This is a genomic window from Pseudomonas sp. USTB-Z (genome assembly GCF_019691255.1).
Taxonomy (GTDB): domain Bacteria; phylum Pseudomonadota; class Gammaproteobacteria; order Pseudomonadales; family Pseudomonadaceae; genus Aquipseudomonas; species Aquipseudomonas alloputida.
In genome coordinates, this window is sequence record NZ_JAECZP010000019.1 from 103,128 (window position 1) to 118,160 (window position 15,033).

The window sequence follows — 15,033 nt, forward strand, 5'->3', positions numbered from 1 at the left end:
AGCAGAAATACGACGAACGCTGCGCTATGCTTCGCGCCGTTGCGCCGGGGTACCTTCCAGGGCCTGGTGGCAGATTGATTACCAAGGGCCGTGAAGGCCGTTTGCGGGAGTGGTCGATGGTTCAGGCAAGCAGTCACGCTGAGGGCGGGCACGAGGGGAAGCAGGGTGCGTCACGGTCGGTGGGCCTGCTCGTGGCGGCGGTCGGGGTAGTTTATGGCGATATCGGCACCAGCCCGTTGTATACCCTCAAGGAAGTCTTTACCGGCGGCTACGGGGTGTCGGTCAACCATGATGGCGTGCTGGGGATCCTGTCGCTGATCCTTTGGTCGTTGTTGTGGGTGGTCTCGTTCAAGTATGTGATGTTCATCTTGCGTGCCGATAACCAGGGGGAGGGCGGCACCATGGCGTTGACCGCTCTGGCGCGGCGGGCCACGGCGGCGTACCCGCGGCTGCGCACGCTGATGGTGATCTGTGGCTTGATCGGCGCTTCGCTGTTTTATGGCGACAGCATGATCACCCCGGCGGTGTCGGTGCTGTCGGCGGTGGAGGGCATGGGCCTGGCCTTCGATGGCATCGACCACTGGGTGGTGCCAATTTCGCTGGTGGTGCTGGTGGCGCTGTTCCTGGTGCAGCAACATGGCACTGAGAAGATCGGCAAGCTGTTTGGTCCGATCATGGTGACCTGGTTCGTGGCGCTGGGCGCGCTGGGTGTGCATGGCATCTCGCAGAGTCCGGAAGTACTCAAGGCGTTCAACCCGGGCTGGGCAGTCAACTTCTTCGTGGTGCACCCCGGTATTGGCGTGGCCATTCTGGGTGCGGTAGTGCTGGCGCTGACCGGTGCCGAGGCGCTGTACGCCGACATGGGGCACTTTGGCCGCAAGCCGATTGCCCGGGCCTGGTTCATCCTGGTGCTCCCGGCGCTGGTGCTCAATTATTTTGGCCAGGGTGCACTGCTGCTGCAAAACCCGGAGGCCGCGCGCAACCCGTTCTACCTGCTGGCGCCGGGCTGGGCGCTGCTGCCCTTGGTCGGGCTGGCCACCATGGCCACGGTTATCGCTTCGCAGGCGGTGATTTCCGGGGCCTTCTCCCTGACCCGTCAGGCCATCCAGCTGGGCTACATCCCACGTATGCAGATTCAGCACACCTCAAGCGACGAGCAGGGGCAGATCTACATTGGTGCAGTGAACTGGACGCTGATGGTGGGTGTGGTGCTGCTGGTCATCGGCTTCGGGTCCTCGGGCGCTCTGGCGGCAGCCTACGGGGTTGCGGTCACCGGTACCATGCTGATGACCACCATCCTGGTGTCCGCGGTGATGCTGCTGCTGTGGAAGTGGCCGCCGCTGCTTGCAGTGCCGATTCTGGTCGGCTTCCTGTTTGTCGACGGGCTGTTCTTCGCCGCCAACGTGCCGAAAATCGTCCAGGGTGGTGCCTTCCCCGTGTTGGCCGGTGGTGTGCTCTACCTGCTGATGAGCACCTGGAAGCGCGGCAAGCAGATTCTGGTCGAGCGCATCGATGAAGGTGCCCTGCCATTGCCATTGTTCATCAGCAGCATCCGCATTCAGCCACCGCACCGGGTCGAGGGGACTGCAGTGTTTCTGACGGCACGCTCCGATGCCGTGCCGCATGCGCTGTTGCACAACATGTTGCACAACCAGGTGTTGCACAGCCAGGTGGTGCTGCTGACTGTGGTCAGCGAAGACCGGCCGCGGGTACCGGAACATGAGCGTTTCGAGGTGGAAGCCTATGGCGACGGATTCTTCCGTGTGTTGCTGCACTTTGGGTTCATGGATGAGCCGGACGTGCCTGCCGCGTTGAAGCTGTGTCATCTGGATGACCTGGACTTCACGCCCATGCGCACTACCTACTTCCTCAGCCGCGAGACGGTGATCGCGTCACGGCTGGAGGGGATGTCGCGCTGGCGGGGCAACCTGTTCGCGTTCCTGCTGAAAAATGCCAACGGCAACTTGCGCTTCTTCAACCTGCCGTTGAACCGGGTGATCGAACTGGGGACGCAGGTCGAGATCTGAATGGGTTTGCACAGCAAGGGTCAGGGCCGCAGAGCGGCCCTGACCCTTGTCAGTTCTGTTCAGCTACGCTGGTCTTGCCCTGGCGCGTCTCGATCTCGCCAATCAAGCGCTTGGCGAGTGCCGGGTAGTTCTCGTCGAAGTGGTGACCACCAGGCAGTTTCAGGCGTTCACCCACTGCCGTCTTTTCCGTGCAACCGCTCTCGTCGGTTTCCTCGACGCCATATACGCACACGACCTTGGACGCTGGCAGCTTGGCCATTTCCGGCCCGGTTGGCGCTTCCTGGCCTTCCTTGCCCAGCCAACCCTCGACCTCGATCTCGAAGCTGCCACTGCGCGCAAAGGCTAGCAGCACCACCGCGTCGATACGCTGCTGGTCCTCGACGGGCAGGCGGTTGTAGATTGCCGGCAGCACGTCGGCGCCGAACGAATAGCCGGTCAATACGAAGCGCTTGGTACCCCACTTCTGCCGGTAGTGATGCATCAGCTCGGAAAGGTCGGCGGCGCTTTGTTCCGGGGTCTTGTGCTGCCAGTAGTAGCGCAGCGTGTCGATGCCCACCACCGGGTAACCCAGCTTGGCCATTTCCCCGGCCACGTCGCGGTCCAGGTCGCGCCAGCCGCCATCACCAGAGAGGAACAAGGTAACCGTGTCTGTGGTTTGCCCGGCCGGCACTTCGACCACCGGGATGGCCAGTGCGTTACCGTCGCGGCCGACCAGGGCTTGGGTCAGTTGCGCCTTGAGCACTTGTGGCAAGTGGATGTCGTAGTCGCTGATGCTGGTTTCGGCGTTGGCCTGGTCGCGCACGAAGGCGGCGCTGGCGTCATCCGGGTTGTCGTTCCAGGCGACGTTCCAGTGGCCATGGGCAGCCGATTTGGGCAGCGGAGCCTGGCAGTCAGGCTGTTCGAGGGTGAAGCCCACGGAAATGGCCCGCGCCTTGTCATCGTTCTGGCTGGCCAGCCAGCGCCAGGCCTGGGTGGCACCGGGGCCGATGCCGGCGACCAAGGTCGGTTTTTCCTGCAGTTGGGTCAGCGCCTGGTCCATGGCCTGTTGCTGCTTGCTGCAGTCGCCAGGCGGCAGAATCACCTGTACCAGCTGGGCTTCACCGGCCTGGCTCAGGTCGAGCAGTTGCTTGCCCGTCAGTGCCTGGTCTTGTGGCACGCCGATGGCCACCCGGGCCTTGGGGTGCACGCCAGGGGTAACACGGGTGATGCTGGTGTCATTGATGCTCATTTGCTCCAGGCGCGCCTCGGGGGCCGGGCGCGTCCACAGCCAGAAGGCCAGCGCACCACCCAGGGCGGCCAGCAGCAGGGGAACCAGCAGGTACAGCCAAAAGCGTCGGGTCATCAGCGTTTCACCAATCCAGTCAGGCCGCCTGCAATCAGAGCGGCGGTGTCGGCCAGTGCCACCAGCGGGTCGAGCCCGGCTGGCACGGCCATGTAGCGGGGTTCCCAGTCCGGCTGGAACTTGTCCTTGAAGCGTCGAAGCCCCTGGAAGTTGTAAAGCTGTTCACCACGGCGGAACACCAGCGAACCCAAGCGTTGGGTCAAGGGGGCGCCACGCCTGGGTTGCAGGCCGGACAGCGGTACCATGCCCAGGCTGAAACGCCCGTAGTCATGGCTTTTGTAGTGCAGGATCAAGCCGATCATCATGAACTCCATGGTCAGCTTTGGCGCTTCGGGGTGCGCACGCATCAGGTCGAGGCTGGCCAGCTCGTTCCCATGGGTCTCCAGCAAGTTGGCGAAGGCTACCGGGCGGCCCTGGAAGCGAATCAGGGCTATGCGGAAGTGCTGCAGGTAGTCTGGGCTGAAGCGCCCCAGCGAAAAGCCTTTCTCGCGCACGTTCTTGCCGCCGAGCCAGGCGTCGGAGATTTCCTTCAGCTCAGCCAGCGGGGCGTGGCCGGGCTCATGGATCTCCAGGCTCAGGCCATCGCGTCCGCCGCGGTTCCAGGTGTAGCGCAGGTCTTTCATCTCCTTGCCTTTGGCTTCAAGGTCAAAGCGGCGCAAGTCGACCCGGGCTTCTTCACCGAGCTTCAATGCGGTCAGGCCGATGTCCATGTAGAACGGCAGGTTCTCCGCACGTACTTGGTAGAACACGGGGCGTGCGTGGTGCAGGTCGCACAGGTCGCGGAACTGCCAGATCATCTCGGCGCGTTCCTGGGCCGGGCCTATCGGGTCGTACAGCGCCACCAGGCTGCGGCCGCGCCGGGCGTACATGAGGAACGCGTTACCACGCGGGTGGAACAGCAACGCCTTGTCGCCAGTCAGCGCCAAGCCGCCGTCGGGTTGGTCGGAGGCCTGCAGGATGCGGTTGGCGCGTTGCAGCTCTTCTTCATCGGGCAGGTGGATCACGGGCGGCGCTGTGCGCAGCAGCCACGTCAGTGCCACGGCAGCCAGCAGCAAGGCACTGCCCATGGCGGCGCGCAGGCCGCGTGGCGCGTCGGCATCGAGGGTGAACTGCCACCACAGCTGATGGCTGTAAGGCACATCCTGGTAGGCGAACAGCAGAAGCCACACTGATGCGCCCACCGTACAGGCGCTGGCCACCAGGAAAACCGGTGAGAAGGGCAGCTCCAGCAGTCGGCTGGGGCGATAGAACGAGCGGCGGAACAGTGCGAGCAGGGCGGCGGTAAAGGTCAGCAGGCAAGCCTCTTCCCAGTCAAAGCCCTTCAACAGCGACAGCAGGGCGCCGACCAGCAACAGCACGGTGGTCAGTAGCCAGGCGGCGGACAGGCGCCGGCGCAGGCCTTGGGCCAGCAGCAGGCATAGCACACCGATCAGGCTGGCGCCGAAATGAGAGGCGTCGATCAGCCGGTGTGGCACCAGGAAGCCCATATGCTCCAGACGTGTATCTATCTCGGGCGTGGCACCGGAAAACAGCAGCACCACGCCGGACAGGAACACCAGAATCGACAGGATCGGTGCGGCCAGACCTGAAGCGGCCTTGATGGCCTGTTGCGCAAACAGCAGGCGTCGGGCTTCATTGGCCAGCAGCAACACGCAGGCCAGCAGCAGTGGCAGTACCACATAGATCAGCCGGTACAGCAGCAAGGCAGCCGCCAGCGGTGCGGCACCGAGCTGGTCGGCAAAGGCCGCCAGCAGGATCGCTTCGAACACTCCGACGCCGCCCGGTACGTGGCTGAGCACGCCCGCAGCCAAGGCCAGCAGGTACACCAGCACGAACGCGCCGAAAGGAGGGGCTTCGGGCAGCAACAGGTAGAGCACGGTAGCCGCCGCCGCCACATCCAGCGCGGTAATCAGCAATTGCAGGGCCGCCAGGCGTGCATCCGGCAGGCGAAGTGTGCGCCGCCCCAGTTGAACGAGCAGGTTATTGGCCGCCGGTTGCTCGGCCAGGCGTCGGCGGTACAAGCCAATTACCAGTAAGGCAGACACCACCAGCACGGCGCCGGCAACAGCTGCCAGCAGGCCGGGCGCCAACCCGAGCGCTGTCGAGGCCGCCGGCAGGTTGCTCAATGTCGCCAAGGCGGCCAGGGGCGGCAGCGCGCAGCCCAGTGACAGGCTGGCAAACACGGTCATGCGTGCGACTTCGCCAGCACCAAGCCCTTGCCGTGCGTACAGGCGATAGCGAACCGAGCCGCCAGAGAGCATCGACAGGCCGATGGCGTTGCCGATGGCAAAGGCGCTGAAGCCGCCCAGTGCCAGGCTGCGTGCTGGCAGTTTCACGCCCGCATAGCGGCTGGCCGACCACTCGTAGCCCAGCAGGATCACAAAGCCGATCACCGTTGCCAGCAAGGCGCCCAGCAATGACTGGGTGGGCACGCTGAGCATGGCATCGTGCAAGGCATAGATGTCCAGCTCGCTCAGCAAGTGGCGGCAGGCAATCAAGGCCATCGTGAACAGTAACAGGGTCACTATCAGGCCTATGGGCTGGCGGTAGCGACTCAGGCGTTCGAGTAGGGGCAGGCGCTGCACAGCACCGGGTAGCGCCGTAGCGAGTGGCACCGGAGGTTCGGGATTGTGCGAAGTCATGAGTTGCCCCGGGCATGCAGCGCGAGGTGAAGGAAAGGTGCGGCCAAGTGAAAGTCCCTTAGGAAAACGTATCCAATGTTACTCCGGCCTCAGGCGTTTGCAGCGGCTTGGCAGGGTTAAAGATAGTTCATCCTGGGCACGACATCTCAAGCCTGCGGGTTGGCATGAGGGGAGGGAAAATCGAGGCGACGAAAATCAGGGAGGTATAAAGCAACAAACCCCGCGCTGCTTTTACACAGGCGGGGTTTGTTCTGACGAATATGGTTGCGGGAGCCGGATTTGAACCGACGACCTTCGGGTTATGAGCCCGACGAGCTACCAGGCTGCTCCATCCCGCGTCAGTGGGGCGGATTCTACAGCGTGTAGTTTATATGTCAAGCGCTAGGCTTTGATTTTTCGAGGCTTTTTCGGAAAAGCTTTTTAACGGGCAAAGAAAAAGGCCACTGCGTTAACAGTGGCCTTTTCTCGAATCTGGTTGCGGGAGCCGGATTTGAACCGACGACCTTCGGGTTATGAGCCCGACGAGCTACCAGGCTGCTCCATCCCGCGCCTGTGAGATCGAATTCTACGGATTTACGCACTGATGTCAAGCAATTGTTTTGGAAAAACCTTTTTTGTTCAAACCCTTAGCGCTTCATATCCGTGTACAGCTCAGTCACGGCGGGGCTTTCAGGCCGATTATCGTGTAGCAAAGCAGGTGAGCTGTTTCCGAGGAGGGCGCATGCGATACTATCTGTATGAATTTACAGTGCTGACGGTCGTCCATGTCCTTGCGCAAGATCATCCACGTCGACTGCGATTGTTTCTACGCTGCGATCGAGATGCGTGATGACCCGCGCCTGGCCGGTCGCCCCATGGCAGTGGGGGGCTCGCCCGACCATCGCGGGGTAATCGCCACCTGCAACTATGAAGCGCGTGCCTATGGCGTGCGCTCGGCCATGTCATCGCGGCATGCGCTGAAGCTCTGCCCCGATCTTTTGATCGTCAAGCCGCGCTTCGAGGCCTACCGTGAGGCCTCGCGGGAAATTCACACGATCTTTCGCGACTACACAGAGCTCATCGAGCCTTTGTCCTTGGACGAAGCCTATCTGGATGTAAGCGACAGCCAGTGGTATTCGGGCAGCGCCACGCGCATTGCCGAGGATATACGCCGGCGTGTTGCCCGCACCCTGCATATCACCGTGTCGGCTGGCGTGGCGCCTAACAAGTTTCTGGCCAAGATCGCCAGTGACTGGCGCAAACCCAACGGGCTGTTCGTGATTACCCCAAATGAAGTGGAAACGTTCGTTGCAGCCTTGCCGGTGGCCAGGTTGCATGGGGTGGGTAAGGTGACGGCCGACAAACTGACGCGGCTGGGCATCGAAACCTGCCTGCATTTGCGTGAGTGGTCACGGCTGGCATTGGTGCGCGAGTTCGGCAGTTTTGGCGAGCGGTTGTGGGGGCTGGCGCGGGGGATCGATGAGCGTGCGGTGCATAACGACAGCCGACGCCAGTCGGTGAGTGTGGAAAACACCTACGACACCGACCTGCCAGACCTGGCCAGTTGCTTGGCGCGGCTGCCAGATCTGCTGGCTAGCCTGAACGAACGCATCGCTCGAATGGACAGCAGTTACCTGCCAGACAAGCCGTTCGTCAAGGTCAAGTTCCATGACTTCAGCCAGACCACCATGGAGCAAGCCGGGGCCGGCCGGGACCTGGAGAGTTATCGGCAATTGCTGGGGCAGGCGTTCGCCCGTGGCGGCAAGCCGGTACGCTTGCTAGGGGTAGGGGTGAGGTTGCGTGACTTGCGGGGCGCACATGAACAGCTGGAGCTGTTCCCGCCTAAATGAAAGGGGCTGCAATGCAGCCCCTTCTATTAATGCACGCCTGGATCCGCCACCAACCGGCCAGTGGCCTTGGTCAGCGACTGCAAGAACTCCTGTTGCAGCTCCGGATCGTTGCGGGTCAGCTCGATCAGGCTCTGTTCCATTTCACTGGCTTCCTCTTCAAGGCCCAGTTCGGACAGGCGCTTGACCCGGTGCACCCACTGGCCGACATCATCATCTTCGAGGTCATCGAAGATCAGTTCATGGGCTTCGAGCAGCTTATTGCGCAGGGTAGCGCTGACCAACAGGCTGGCATCGCCTCGTACCGCATTGTCCTCGTCAAGTACTTGCAGGTGCAGGGTGCCGACGTGGTTGAGGTTTTGCTCGGAGAACGGGCTGTCGAGCAGGTTCAGGCGCAGCACGCCGTTGCGGTCGGTGGTCAGCTCGTGGGTCATCTTGCCGGCCTTGACCTCGACCAGGCGCTCGCTCCAGGGCAGGCTGGTGGATTCCTCTCGCTTGTCTTTCTGCACTTCGCTGATCCCGGCCAGGTTCTGCTGGGCGCGGCCGTTGGATGGCACGTTCATGAACGGATTGAGCCCATCCACGCCATAGCTGAGCCAGTCGTGGGTGATACTTTGCGGCAGGTTGCCCAAAGCGAAGACGTTGACCACATTGGCGCCGACACCCGCCACCACGGCCACTGCACCCAGCGGGATCTCGTAGATCTCCCGCCAGGGTTGGTAAGGCGTGTAGCGGTCATAGCGACGGGTCACTTCGAATTCGGTCACTTCGAAGCGCTTTTGCTCATGCACGCGCACACGTCGCTGCGGAAGCTCCATCACCTTCGGCTCGCCGACATCGATCTGCAGGGTGTGCTCGAGCAGTTTGCGCTCGACGCGCTCCTCATGGTCGCTGCGCTGGGACATCTGGTTGGCGCAGCCGCTGACGAGCAGGGCGCCGCACAGTGCGGCGCCCCCAAGGGTAAAGGTACTTCGCTTGTACATGATCACTCGTGCATTGGTTATCAGCGGCGAACGCGGGCCTGCAGGAAGGTCAGCACTTCATTGAGCGGCAACGCCTGGGCGTCCTGCTCGGTGCGGTGCTTGTACTCCAGGTTGCCTTCGGCCAGGCCGCGATCGCTGACGACGATGCGGTGTGGGATGCCGATCAGCTCCATGTCGGCAAACTTGATGCCTGGGCTGGTCTTCTTGTCGCGGTCGTCCAGCAGCACTTCGAAGCCGGCAGCAGTCAGTTCGGCGTACAGCTTGTCGGTTGCCTCACGGACCACCTCGGTTTCATAGCGCAGCGGTACCAGAGCGATCTGGAACGGGGCCAGGGCGTCGTTCCAGATGATGCCCTTGTCGTCATAGCTCTGCTCGATGGCCGCGGCGACCACGCGGGAAACGCCGATGCCGTAGCAGCCCATCGACAGAACCACCGGCTTACCGTTCTCGCCCAGTACCTGGCATTTCAATGCCTCGCTGTACTTGGTACCCAGCTGGAAGATGTGGCCCACTTCGATGCCGCGCTTGATCACCAGGGTGCCCTGGCCGTCCGGGCTTGGGTCGCCTTCGACCACGTTACGCAGGTCGGCAACCTGTGGCACCGGCAGGTCGCGTTCCCAGTTGACGCCGAAGTAGTGCTTGTCGTCGATGTTGGCGCCAATGCCGAAGTCGCTCATCAGGGCAACCGAGCGGTCGATGATGATTTCCAGTGGCAGGTTGAGCGGGCCGAGCGAGCCGGCGCCGGCGCCAATGGCGTCGCGCAGTTCGGCTTCGGTGGCCATGACCAGCGGGTCGGCAACCTGTTCCAGCTTGGTGGCCTTGATTTCGTTCAGTTCGTGGTCGCCACGGACGATCAGGGCAATCAGCTTGCCCTCTTCGGCACCGCGCACGATCAGGGTCTTGACGGTCTTTTCGATCGGCAGGCCGTGGTTTTCCACCAACTGGGCGATGGTCTTGGCATTCGGGGTGTCGACCAGGCGCAGCTCCTCGGTAGGGGCAGGGCGCACGGTTTCACGCGGGATGGCTTCGGCCTTCTCGATGTTGGCGGCGTAGTCGGAGCTGTCGCTGAAGATCACGTCGTCTTCGCCGGACTCGGCCAGTACGTGGAACTCGTGCGAGTAGCTGCCACCGATCGAGCCGGTATCGGCCTGCACTGGGCGGAAGTCCAGGCCCAGGCGGGTGAACACGTTGCTGTACGCCTGGTGCATGCGGTCGTAGGTTTCCTGCAGGGAAGCCTGGTCGGCATGGAACGAGTAGGCGTCCTTCATGATGAACTCGCGGCCACGCATCAGGCCGAAGCGCGGGCGGATTTCGTCACGGAACTTGGTCTGGATCTGGTACAGGTTGAGCGGCAGCTGTTTATAGCTGGACAGCTCGTTACGGGCCAGGTCGGTGATCACTTCTTCGTGGGTAGGGCCGACGCAGAAGTCACGCTGGTGGCGGTCTTTCAGGCGCAGCAGCTCAGGGCCGTATTGCTCCCAGCGACCGGATTCCTGCCACAGCTCGGCGGGCTGGATGCTCGGCATCAGCACCTCCAGGGCGCCGGCGGCGTTCATTTCCTCACGCACCACGGCTTCGACCTTGCGCATTACCCGCAAGCCCATCGGCAGCCAGGTATACAGGCCGGAGGCCAGTTTGCGGATCATGCCGGCACGCAGCATGAGCTGATGGCTGATGACCACTGCGTCGGCAGGGGTTTCTTTCTGGGTGGCGAGCAAATATTGACTGGTGCGCATGGTTAGCCGTGTCGATTGCCTAAGACGTTGAAATAGCCCCGCATTGTACGGGGGGGAAACGAAGGCGTACAGGATGCCCCAGGGCGTGACACTTGTCAGCCAAGAAAAAGCCCGGCGTGATTGCCGGGCTTTTTCAGGTGCGGGGCACTGCAAGCCAGGCTTACAGGATGCTCAGCGGGTACTCCACGATCAGGCGCAGTTCGTCGATCGATGGGGAATCGTAGTAGACACCATCGGAAGAACGGTAGGTGGCTTGACGCACGCGGAAGCTCAGGTCTTTCGCCGGGCCTTCCTGCAGCACGTACTTGATGTCGACGTCGCGTTCCCATTCTTTGCCGTTGGTGGTGCCGGCGACGTTGGCGTCGGAACCGCGTACATAACGGGTCATGAAGGTCAGGCCTGGAATGCCGTATTCGGCAAAGTTCAGGTCGTAGCGAGCCTGCCAGGATTTCTCGTCTTCGGCGTTGAAGTCGGAGCGGGCCACGGAGTTGGCCAGGAAGATGGTGCCGCCACCGTCGATACCATAACCATAGTCGCCGTCGCCGGTGACTTTCTGGTAGGCCAGGGTGAAGGTGTGAGCGCCGATGTTGTAGGCGCCCGACAGGCTGAACGCGCGGTTGTCCAGCTTCTCGCCATCGAATGCGCGGTACTCGGCAGAGCCTTCGCTCTTGGTGTCATAGATGTTGAAGTCGAACACCAGGCCTTGATTGTCGGAGATTGGCAGCGCCCAGTTGACGTTGGCGTAGTATTTGCGCCAGTAGTCTTCAACCTTCGAGTAGTACAGGCTGGTGCTGAGGTTGTCGGTGAAGGCGTAGGTGCCGCCGACCACGTTGGCTTCCTTCAGGCCGAAGCTGTCGCGGTTGGTTTGTTCCTGGGCAGTCAGGCTGGTGAAGTGACCAGCGTGCAGGGTCAGCCCTTCGATCTCGTTGCTGGTGATCAGGGTGCCCTGGGCGATTTCTGGCAGCAGGCGGCTGTCATCGGTGGCGAAGACCGGCAGCGCGGTGAACTGGTCACCCACTTTCAGCACGGTGTCGGAGATGCGGAATTTGACCGCGCCGCCGCCCTTGGAGTAGTCATCCTGCGAACGGCCGTCGGAACCGGTCGGGAACAGGCCGGTACCGGCACGGCCCTTGCCGCTGTCCAGTTTCAGGCCGAGCATGCCGATGGCGTCGACACCTACACCCACGGTGCCTTGGGTGAAGCCGGACTCGAAGGTGCCGACGAAGCCCAGGCCGGTTTCTTCGCGACGGCTCTGACCGCCTTCGTTGTTGCGGAAGTCACGGCTGAAATACAGCATGCGGGTCTTGACGCTCAGCTTGCTGTCTTCGATGAAACCTTTGGACTCGTCCTGTGCCGAGGCCATTGCCAACTGCGAGGTCCCTGCCGAAACGGCCAGGGCGATCATGCTCCACTTCATCACGCGCATCGTGATTTGCTCCTTTGGTTTTTAGGAAGAGTACCGCTGCGTCCAAGTCTTTTAGTTATATGGGGCAGCTCTTTCTTGTTATGTCGGCGAAAATGTATAGCACGCAGACTGTTGTTGGCGATATGGCTATAAGCACTCTTTGCGGAACTTTTTCACCGTGTCGCTTTTAAGTATTTCCATGTCGCAAATCACGCCCCGGTGCAGGGGCCGTATAACCTCAGCGCTGTTCCTGTCACCGTAATGAATCGGTAATTGCCGATTCCGGTTGAGGAAACTCCCTGGTCACCCATGTCGCTGTTGTTATTTGTCGCGTACAGCTGCCACTGCAGATGTCGTGCCGACTTGGCGTGAAGGGAATGCAACAAGCGTGCTCAAAATTCGCAACAGTTCATGAAATTTTCACAAAACCTGCTACCGAGGGTCGGAAAGTGCCGTAAATGCGGGACGAAGGCTGCGTGAGTGTTTTTTGGGATCGAGAATCATTAAAATTTAAAAACCTGCCATTAGAGTCAAGGTGTTACCGCAACTTGTTCATCCGGCGTCGTTTGTGGGGTGGTCAGTGTGGGGAGGGCGGGCAGGTGGCCTCATTTTGGTGCGAAAAGTAGCGCTGTGTTACCGGCAGTGTGCAAGGTATCCTTGCTGGCCTGTTTTCCGCCTGAAGCGGGATGGTATTGCCTGAAGGAGATATGCCGTGTTCGTCCTCGATTCGCGTTTGCAGCAGGATTCGCTGGTGTTGGGAGAGTTTTCACTGTGCCAGTTGCTGCTGAGCAAGGATGCCAATTACCCATGGTTCATTCTGGTGCCCAAGCGCGCTGGTGTCAGTGAGCTGTTCGAGCTGGATGCGGCAGAGCAACAGCAGTTGTGGCAGGAAACCACCTTGTTGGCAGAAGCGCTGAAGGCCAGCTATGGGGCCGACAAGATGAACGTGGCTACCTTGGGCAACGTGGTCAGCCAGTTGCACATGCATGTGATTGTGCGCCAGCGCGACGACGCCGCGTGGCCGGCACCGGTATGGGGCAAGTGTGCGCCTGTGGACTACACCGATGATCAACTGCAAGCCGTTCGCCAGCGCCTGCGCGGGCTACAACTTGCTGGTTACCAAGAGGCCTGAGATGACACTGGAAATGCGGATGGTCGAACTGGAAACCCGTCAGGCGTTTCAGGATGACGCTATCCAGGCGCTGAATGACGTGGTGGTGGAGCAAGCGCGTGTGATCGAGCGGCTGCAATTGCAGATGGCCGAGCTGATCAAGCGTCATGAAGAGATGGTTGGCCAGTATGGCAGCGAAGGGGAAGAGGCCCCGCCTCCTCATTATTGAGTTGTTCCAGGCTGCTATCGCCGGCAAGCCAGCCGCCACAGGTATGATGCTGCCTTCAGGTGCAGCACGGCCCTTGTGCAGGCGGGCTTACCGTTGATAGCGTCGGCCGGTCAGCCGTTGGTCAGCGGCGGGTTACTGCAACCACGTCTTCGGCCTGCAGGCCCTTGTCGCGGTGCATCACCGAAAACTCCACGCGCTGGCCTTCGACCAGAATGCGGTGGCCCTCGCCGCGGATGGCCCGAAAGTGCACGAAAATGTCATCACCCGAGTCTCGGGAGATGAAACCAAAGCCTTTCGATGTGTTGAACCATTTGACGGTGCCGGTATCACGGTTGCCGGCATCTTGTGCCACGTGTTGACTGCCGCGTGCCTTGCGCGGGCTGCGGGCAAAGCCCACGGCCAGATGCAGGGCCACGGCCAGCGCCGCACACACCAGGGCTGCCAGGTTGCCCATTTCCGGGCGGGCCAGTAGCGTCAGGGTCTGCAGCACGACGGCGACCACCAGCAGGGCGCAGGCCAGGTGCTGCAGTTGTTGCCGCGCGCCGCGATGATACAGCGGCACGACCGGGGCCAGCACCAGATTGAGCAGGCCGAGCAGGGCCAGGTAGACCGCGTCGGGTTGTTGCAGGAAGGGTGTCGCATCGGTTTTCAGGCTGGGTATGAGCGATAGCAGCAAAGCTGCGACGCCCGTCACCAGATGGACGATCTTGAACATGGGGTTGGCTCACTGTTGATAAGGCCGATCACAGGAAGAGCTGGCAGCACGGTGCGCATGAGATATAGAGCGCGAACACGTGGCGGCCAGCCTATGCACCCGGCAATGACAGTCCGCACGGGTGGCACAGTGCCTATTTAACAGTAAAGCCGCAGCCTACTCAAACCGCGGGCCGCCCAGTGGCGATGTATTGCGCCATGTCACATGCGGGATGCGACAAGTATTGCTACAGTGGTCGGCGCCCGCTTGAGTCTCAAGCCTTATGGAAAGGGGAGCTTCATGGCAATCGATATCGGTATCAGTGAAGAAGATCGCAAGTCCATCGTCGATGGGCTGTCCCGCCTGTTGTCGGATACCTACGTGCTGTATCTGAAAACCCATAACTTTCACTGGAACGTCACCGGCCCGTCGTTCCGCACCCTGCACCTGATGTTCGAAGAGCAGTACAACGAACTGGCGCTGGCAGTCGATTCGATCGCCGAGCGCATCCGTGCCTTGGGCTTCCCGGCACCGGGTTCGTATGCATTTTATGCACGGCACTCGTCGATCAAGGAGGAGGAAGGCGTCCCCCCGGCAGACGAGATGATCCGCCAGTTGGTTCAGGGGCAGGAGGCCGTGGTACGCACTGCGCGCAGCATTTTTCCTGTGGTGGACAAGGTCAGTGACGAGCCGACCGCCGACCTGCTGACACAGCGCATGCAGGTGCACGAGAAAACCGCCTGGATGCTGCGGGTACTGCTCGACGGCGAGTAACCGTTGCTCAAGGCGGAAAGCTTGCGCAACCCCTGTGGGAGCGGGCACGCCCGCGAACACCGGCGCAGCCGGTGCCCAACCATTCATCGGCAGCCGCCTGCCAGGTGCAGTGCGTTATACCTTGGTCGACGGGCACATCTGCCACGAGGCCTGAGTAACGCCTGTGGGAGCGGCCTTGTGTCGCGATAGGGCCGCAAAGCGGCCCCAGCAATCTATGCATGATGCCGAGATCCTGGGGCCGCTGCGCGGCCCTTTCGCGACGCA

At 61.6% G+C, this 15,033-nt stretch carries 11 protein-coding genes, 2 tRNA genes and 1 pseudogene; 6 read left to right on the plus strand and 8 right to left on the minus strand.

What is annotated here, in order from left to right:
* The first annotated feature begins 116 nt into the window (after nt 1-116).
* A complete protein-coding gene (locus I8746_RS20470; protein ID WP_012051466.1) occupies nt 117-2,027 on the plus strand; it encodes a potassium transporter Kup in 1,911 nt (636 codons plus the stop codon).
* A 49-nt stretch (nt 2,028-2,076) separates the two neighbouring features.
* Here the strand turns inward: I8746_RS20470 and I8746_RS20475 are convergent, their stop codons facing one another.
* The 4 genes from I8746_RS20475 to I8746_RS20490 all read right to left on the minus strand — a co-directional run bounded on the left by I8746_RS20475 (nt 2,077) and on the right by I8746_RS20490 (nt 6,560).
* Entirely contained in the window at nt 2,077-3,369 is a 1,293-nt protein-coding gene (locus tag I8746_RS20475; protein WP_014861198.1) for a virulence factor family protein, read from the minus strand.
* Nucleotides 3,369-6,011: a bifunctional lysylphosphatidylglycerol flippase/synthetase MprF gene (mprF, locus tag I8746_RS20480; protein ID WP_017148149.1), complete on the minus strand. Its 2,643-nt coding sequence runs from the start codon at nt 6,009-6,011 to the stop codon at nt 3,369-3,371. Before mprF ends, I8746_RS20475 begins: the two co-directional genes overlap by 1 nt.
* 261 nt (nt 6,012-6,272) lie before the next feature.
* A tRNA-Met gene (locus I8746_RS20485) sits at nt 6,273-6,349 on the minus strand.
* Between the two features lie 134 nt (nt 6,350-6,483).
* Nucleotides 6,484-6,560: transfer RNA gene (locus I8746_RS20490), tRNA-Met, on the minus strand.
* Between the two features lie 221 nt (nt 6,561-6,781).
* Here I8746_RS20490 and dinB point away from each other — a divergent pair.
* The gene (gene dinB, locus I8746_RS20495; protein ID WP_162182120.1) at nt 6,782-7,840 is read left to right on the plus strand and encodes a DNA polymerase IV; all 1,059 of its coding nucleotides are present in this window, start codon (nt 6,782-6,784) and stop codon (nt 7,838-7,840) included.
* Between the two features lie 26 nt (nt 7,841-7,866).
* Here dinB and I8746_RS20500 read toward each other — a convergent pair whose 3' ends face one another.
* The 3 genes from I8746_RS20500 to I8746_RS20510 all read right to left on the minus strand — a co-directional run bounded on the left by I8746_RS20500 (nt 7,867) and on the right by I8746_RS20510 (nt 11,982).
* Nucleotides 7,867-8,820, minus strand: coding sequence for a hypothetical protein (locus I8746_RS20500; protein ID WP_012051470.1), 954 nt, complete (start codon nt 8,818-8,820; stop codon nt 7,867-7,869).
* A gap of 20 nt (nt 8,821-8,840) precedes the next feature.
* Nucleotides 8,841-10,556, minus strand: a complete 1,716-nt coding sequence (locus I8746_RS20505; RefSeq protein WP_004575745.1) for a proline--tRNA ligase — start codon at nt 10,554-10,556, stop codon at nt 8,841-8,843.
* Between the two features lie 160 nt (nt 10,557-10,716).
* A complete protein-coding gene (locus I8746_RS20510) occupies nt 10,717-11,982 on the minus strand; it encodes an OprD family porin (RefSeq protein ID WP_012051471.1) in 1,266 nt (421 codons plus the stop codon).
* Between the two features lie 691 nt (nt 11,983-12,673).
* On the opposite strand from I8746_RS20510, the gene I8746_RS20515 reads away from it, so the two are divergent.
* Together I8746_RS20515 and I8746_RS20520 are read left to right on the plus strand one after the other, a co-directional pair.
* Complete coding sequence (locus I8746_RS20515; protein WP_012051472.1) at nt 12,674-13,093, plus strand: HIT domain-containing protein; 420 nt, start codon at nt 12,674-12,676, stop codon at nt 13,091-13,093.
* 1 nt (nt 13,094) lies between these two features.
* Nucleotides 13,095-13,301 carry a SlyX family protein gene (locus I8746_RS20520; protein WP_012051473.1) on the plus strand — a complete coding sequence of 69 codons (207 nt, stop codon included), beginning with the start codon at nt 13,095-13,097 and terminating at the stop codon, nt 13,299-13,301.
* Between the two features lie 121 nt (nt 13,302-13,422).
* Here I8746_RS20520 and I8746_RS27375 read toward each other — a convergent pair whose 3' ends face one another.
* The gene (locus tag I8746_RS27375) at nt 13,423-14,016 is read right to left on the minus strand and encodes a cold-shock protein (RefSeq protein ID WP_003254784.1); all 594 of its coding nucleotides are present in this window, start codon (nt 14,014-14,016) and stop codon (nt 13,423-13,425) included.
* A gap of 279 nt (nt 14,017-14,295) precedes the next feature.
* Here I8746_RS27375 and I8746_RS20530 point away from each other — a divergent pair, with 279 nt between their 5' ends.
* Both I8746_RS20530 and I8746_RS27275 read left to right on the plus strand, forming a co-directional pair.
* Nucleotides 14,296-14,769, plus strand: a complete 474-nt coding sequence (locus tag I8746_RS20530; protein WP_012051474.1) for a Dps family protein — start codon at nt 14,296-14,298, stop codon at nt 14,767-14,769.
* A 49-nt stretch (nt 14,770-14,818) separates the two neighbouring features.
* A pseudogene (locus I8746_RS27275) lies at nt 14,819-14,923 on the plus strand (dihydroorotase); the annotation flags it as partial.
* Between the last annotated feature and the right edge of the window lie 110 nt (nt 14,924-15,033).

Coding starts and splice junctions, on each gene's coding strand:
- I8746_RS20470 (WP_012051466.1), top strand. CDS start 117: ATGGTTCAGGCAAGCAGTCACGCTGAGGGCGGGCACGAGGGGAAGCAG.
- I8746_RS20475 (WP_014861198.1), bottom strand. CDS start 3,369: ATGACCCGACGCTTTTGGCTGTACCTGCTGGTTCCCCTGCTGCTGGCC.
- mprF (WP_017148149.1), bottom strand. CDS start 6,011: ATGACTTCGCACAATCCCGAACCTCCGGTGCCACTCGCTACGGCGCTA.
- I8746_RS20500 (WP_012051470.1), bottom strand. CDS start 8,820: ATGTACAAGCGAAGTACCTTTACCCTTGGGGGCGCCGCACTGTGCGGC.
- I8746_RS20505 (WP_004575745.1), bottom strand. CDS start 10,556: ATGCGCACCAGTCAATATTTGCTCGCCACCCAGAAAGAAACCCCTGCC.
- I8746_RS20510 (WP_012051471.1), bottom strand. CDS start 11,982: ATGCGCGTGATGAAGTGGAGCATGATCGCCCTGGCCGTTTCGGCAGGG.
- I8746_RS20520 (WP_012051473.1), top strand. CDS start 13,095: ATGACACTGGAAATGCGGATGGTCGAACTGGAAACCCGTCAGGCGTTT.
- I8746_RS27375 (WP_003254784.1), bottom strand. CDS start 14,016: ATGTTCAAGATCGTCCATCTGGTGACGGGCGTCGCAGCTTTGCTGCTA.
- I8746_RS20530 (WP_012051474.1), top strand. CDS start 14,296: ATGGCAATCGATATCGGTATCAGTGAAGAAGATCGCAAGTCCATCGTC.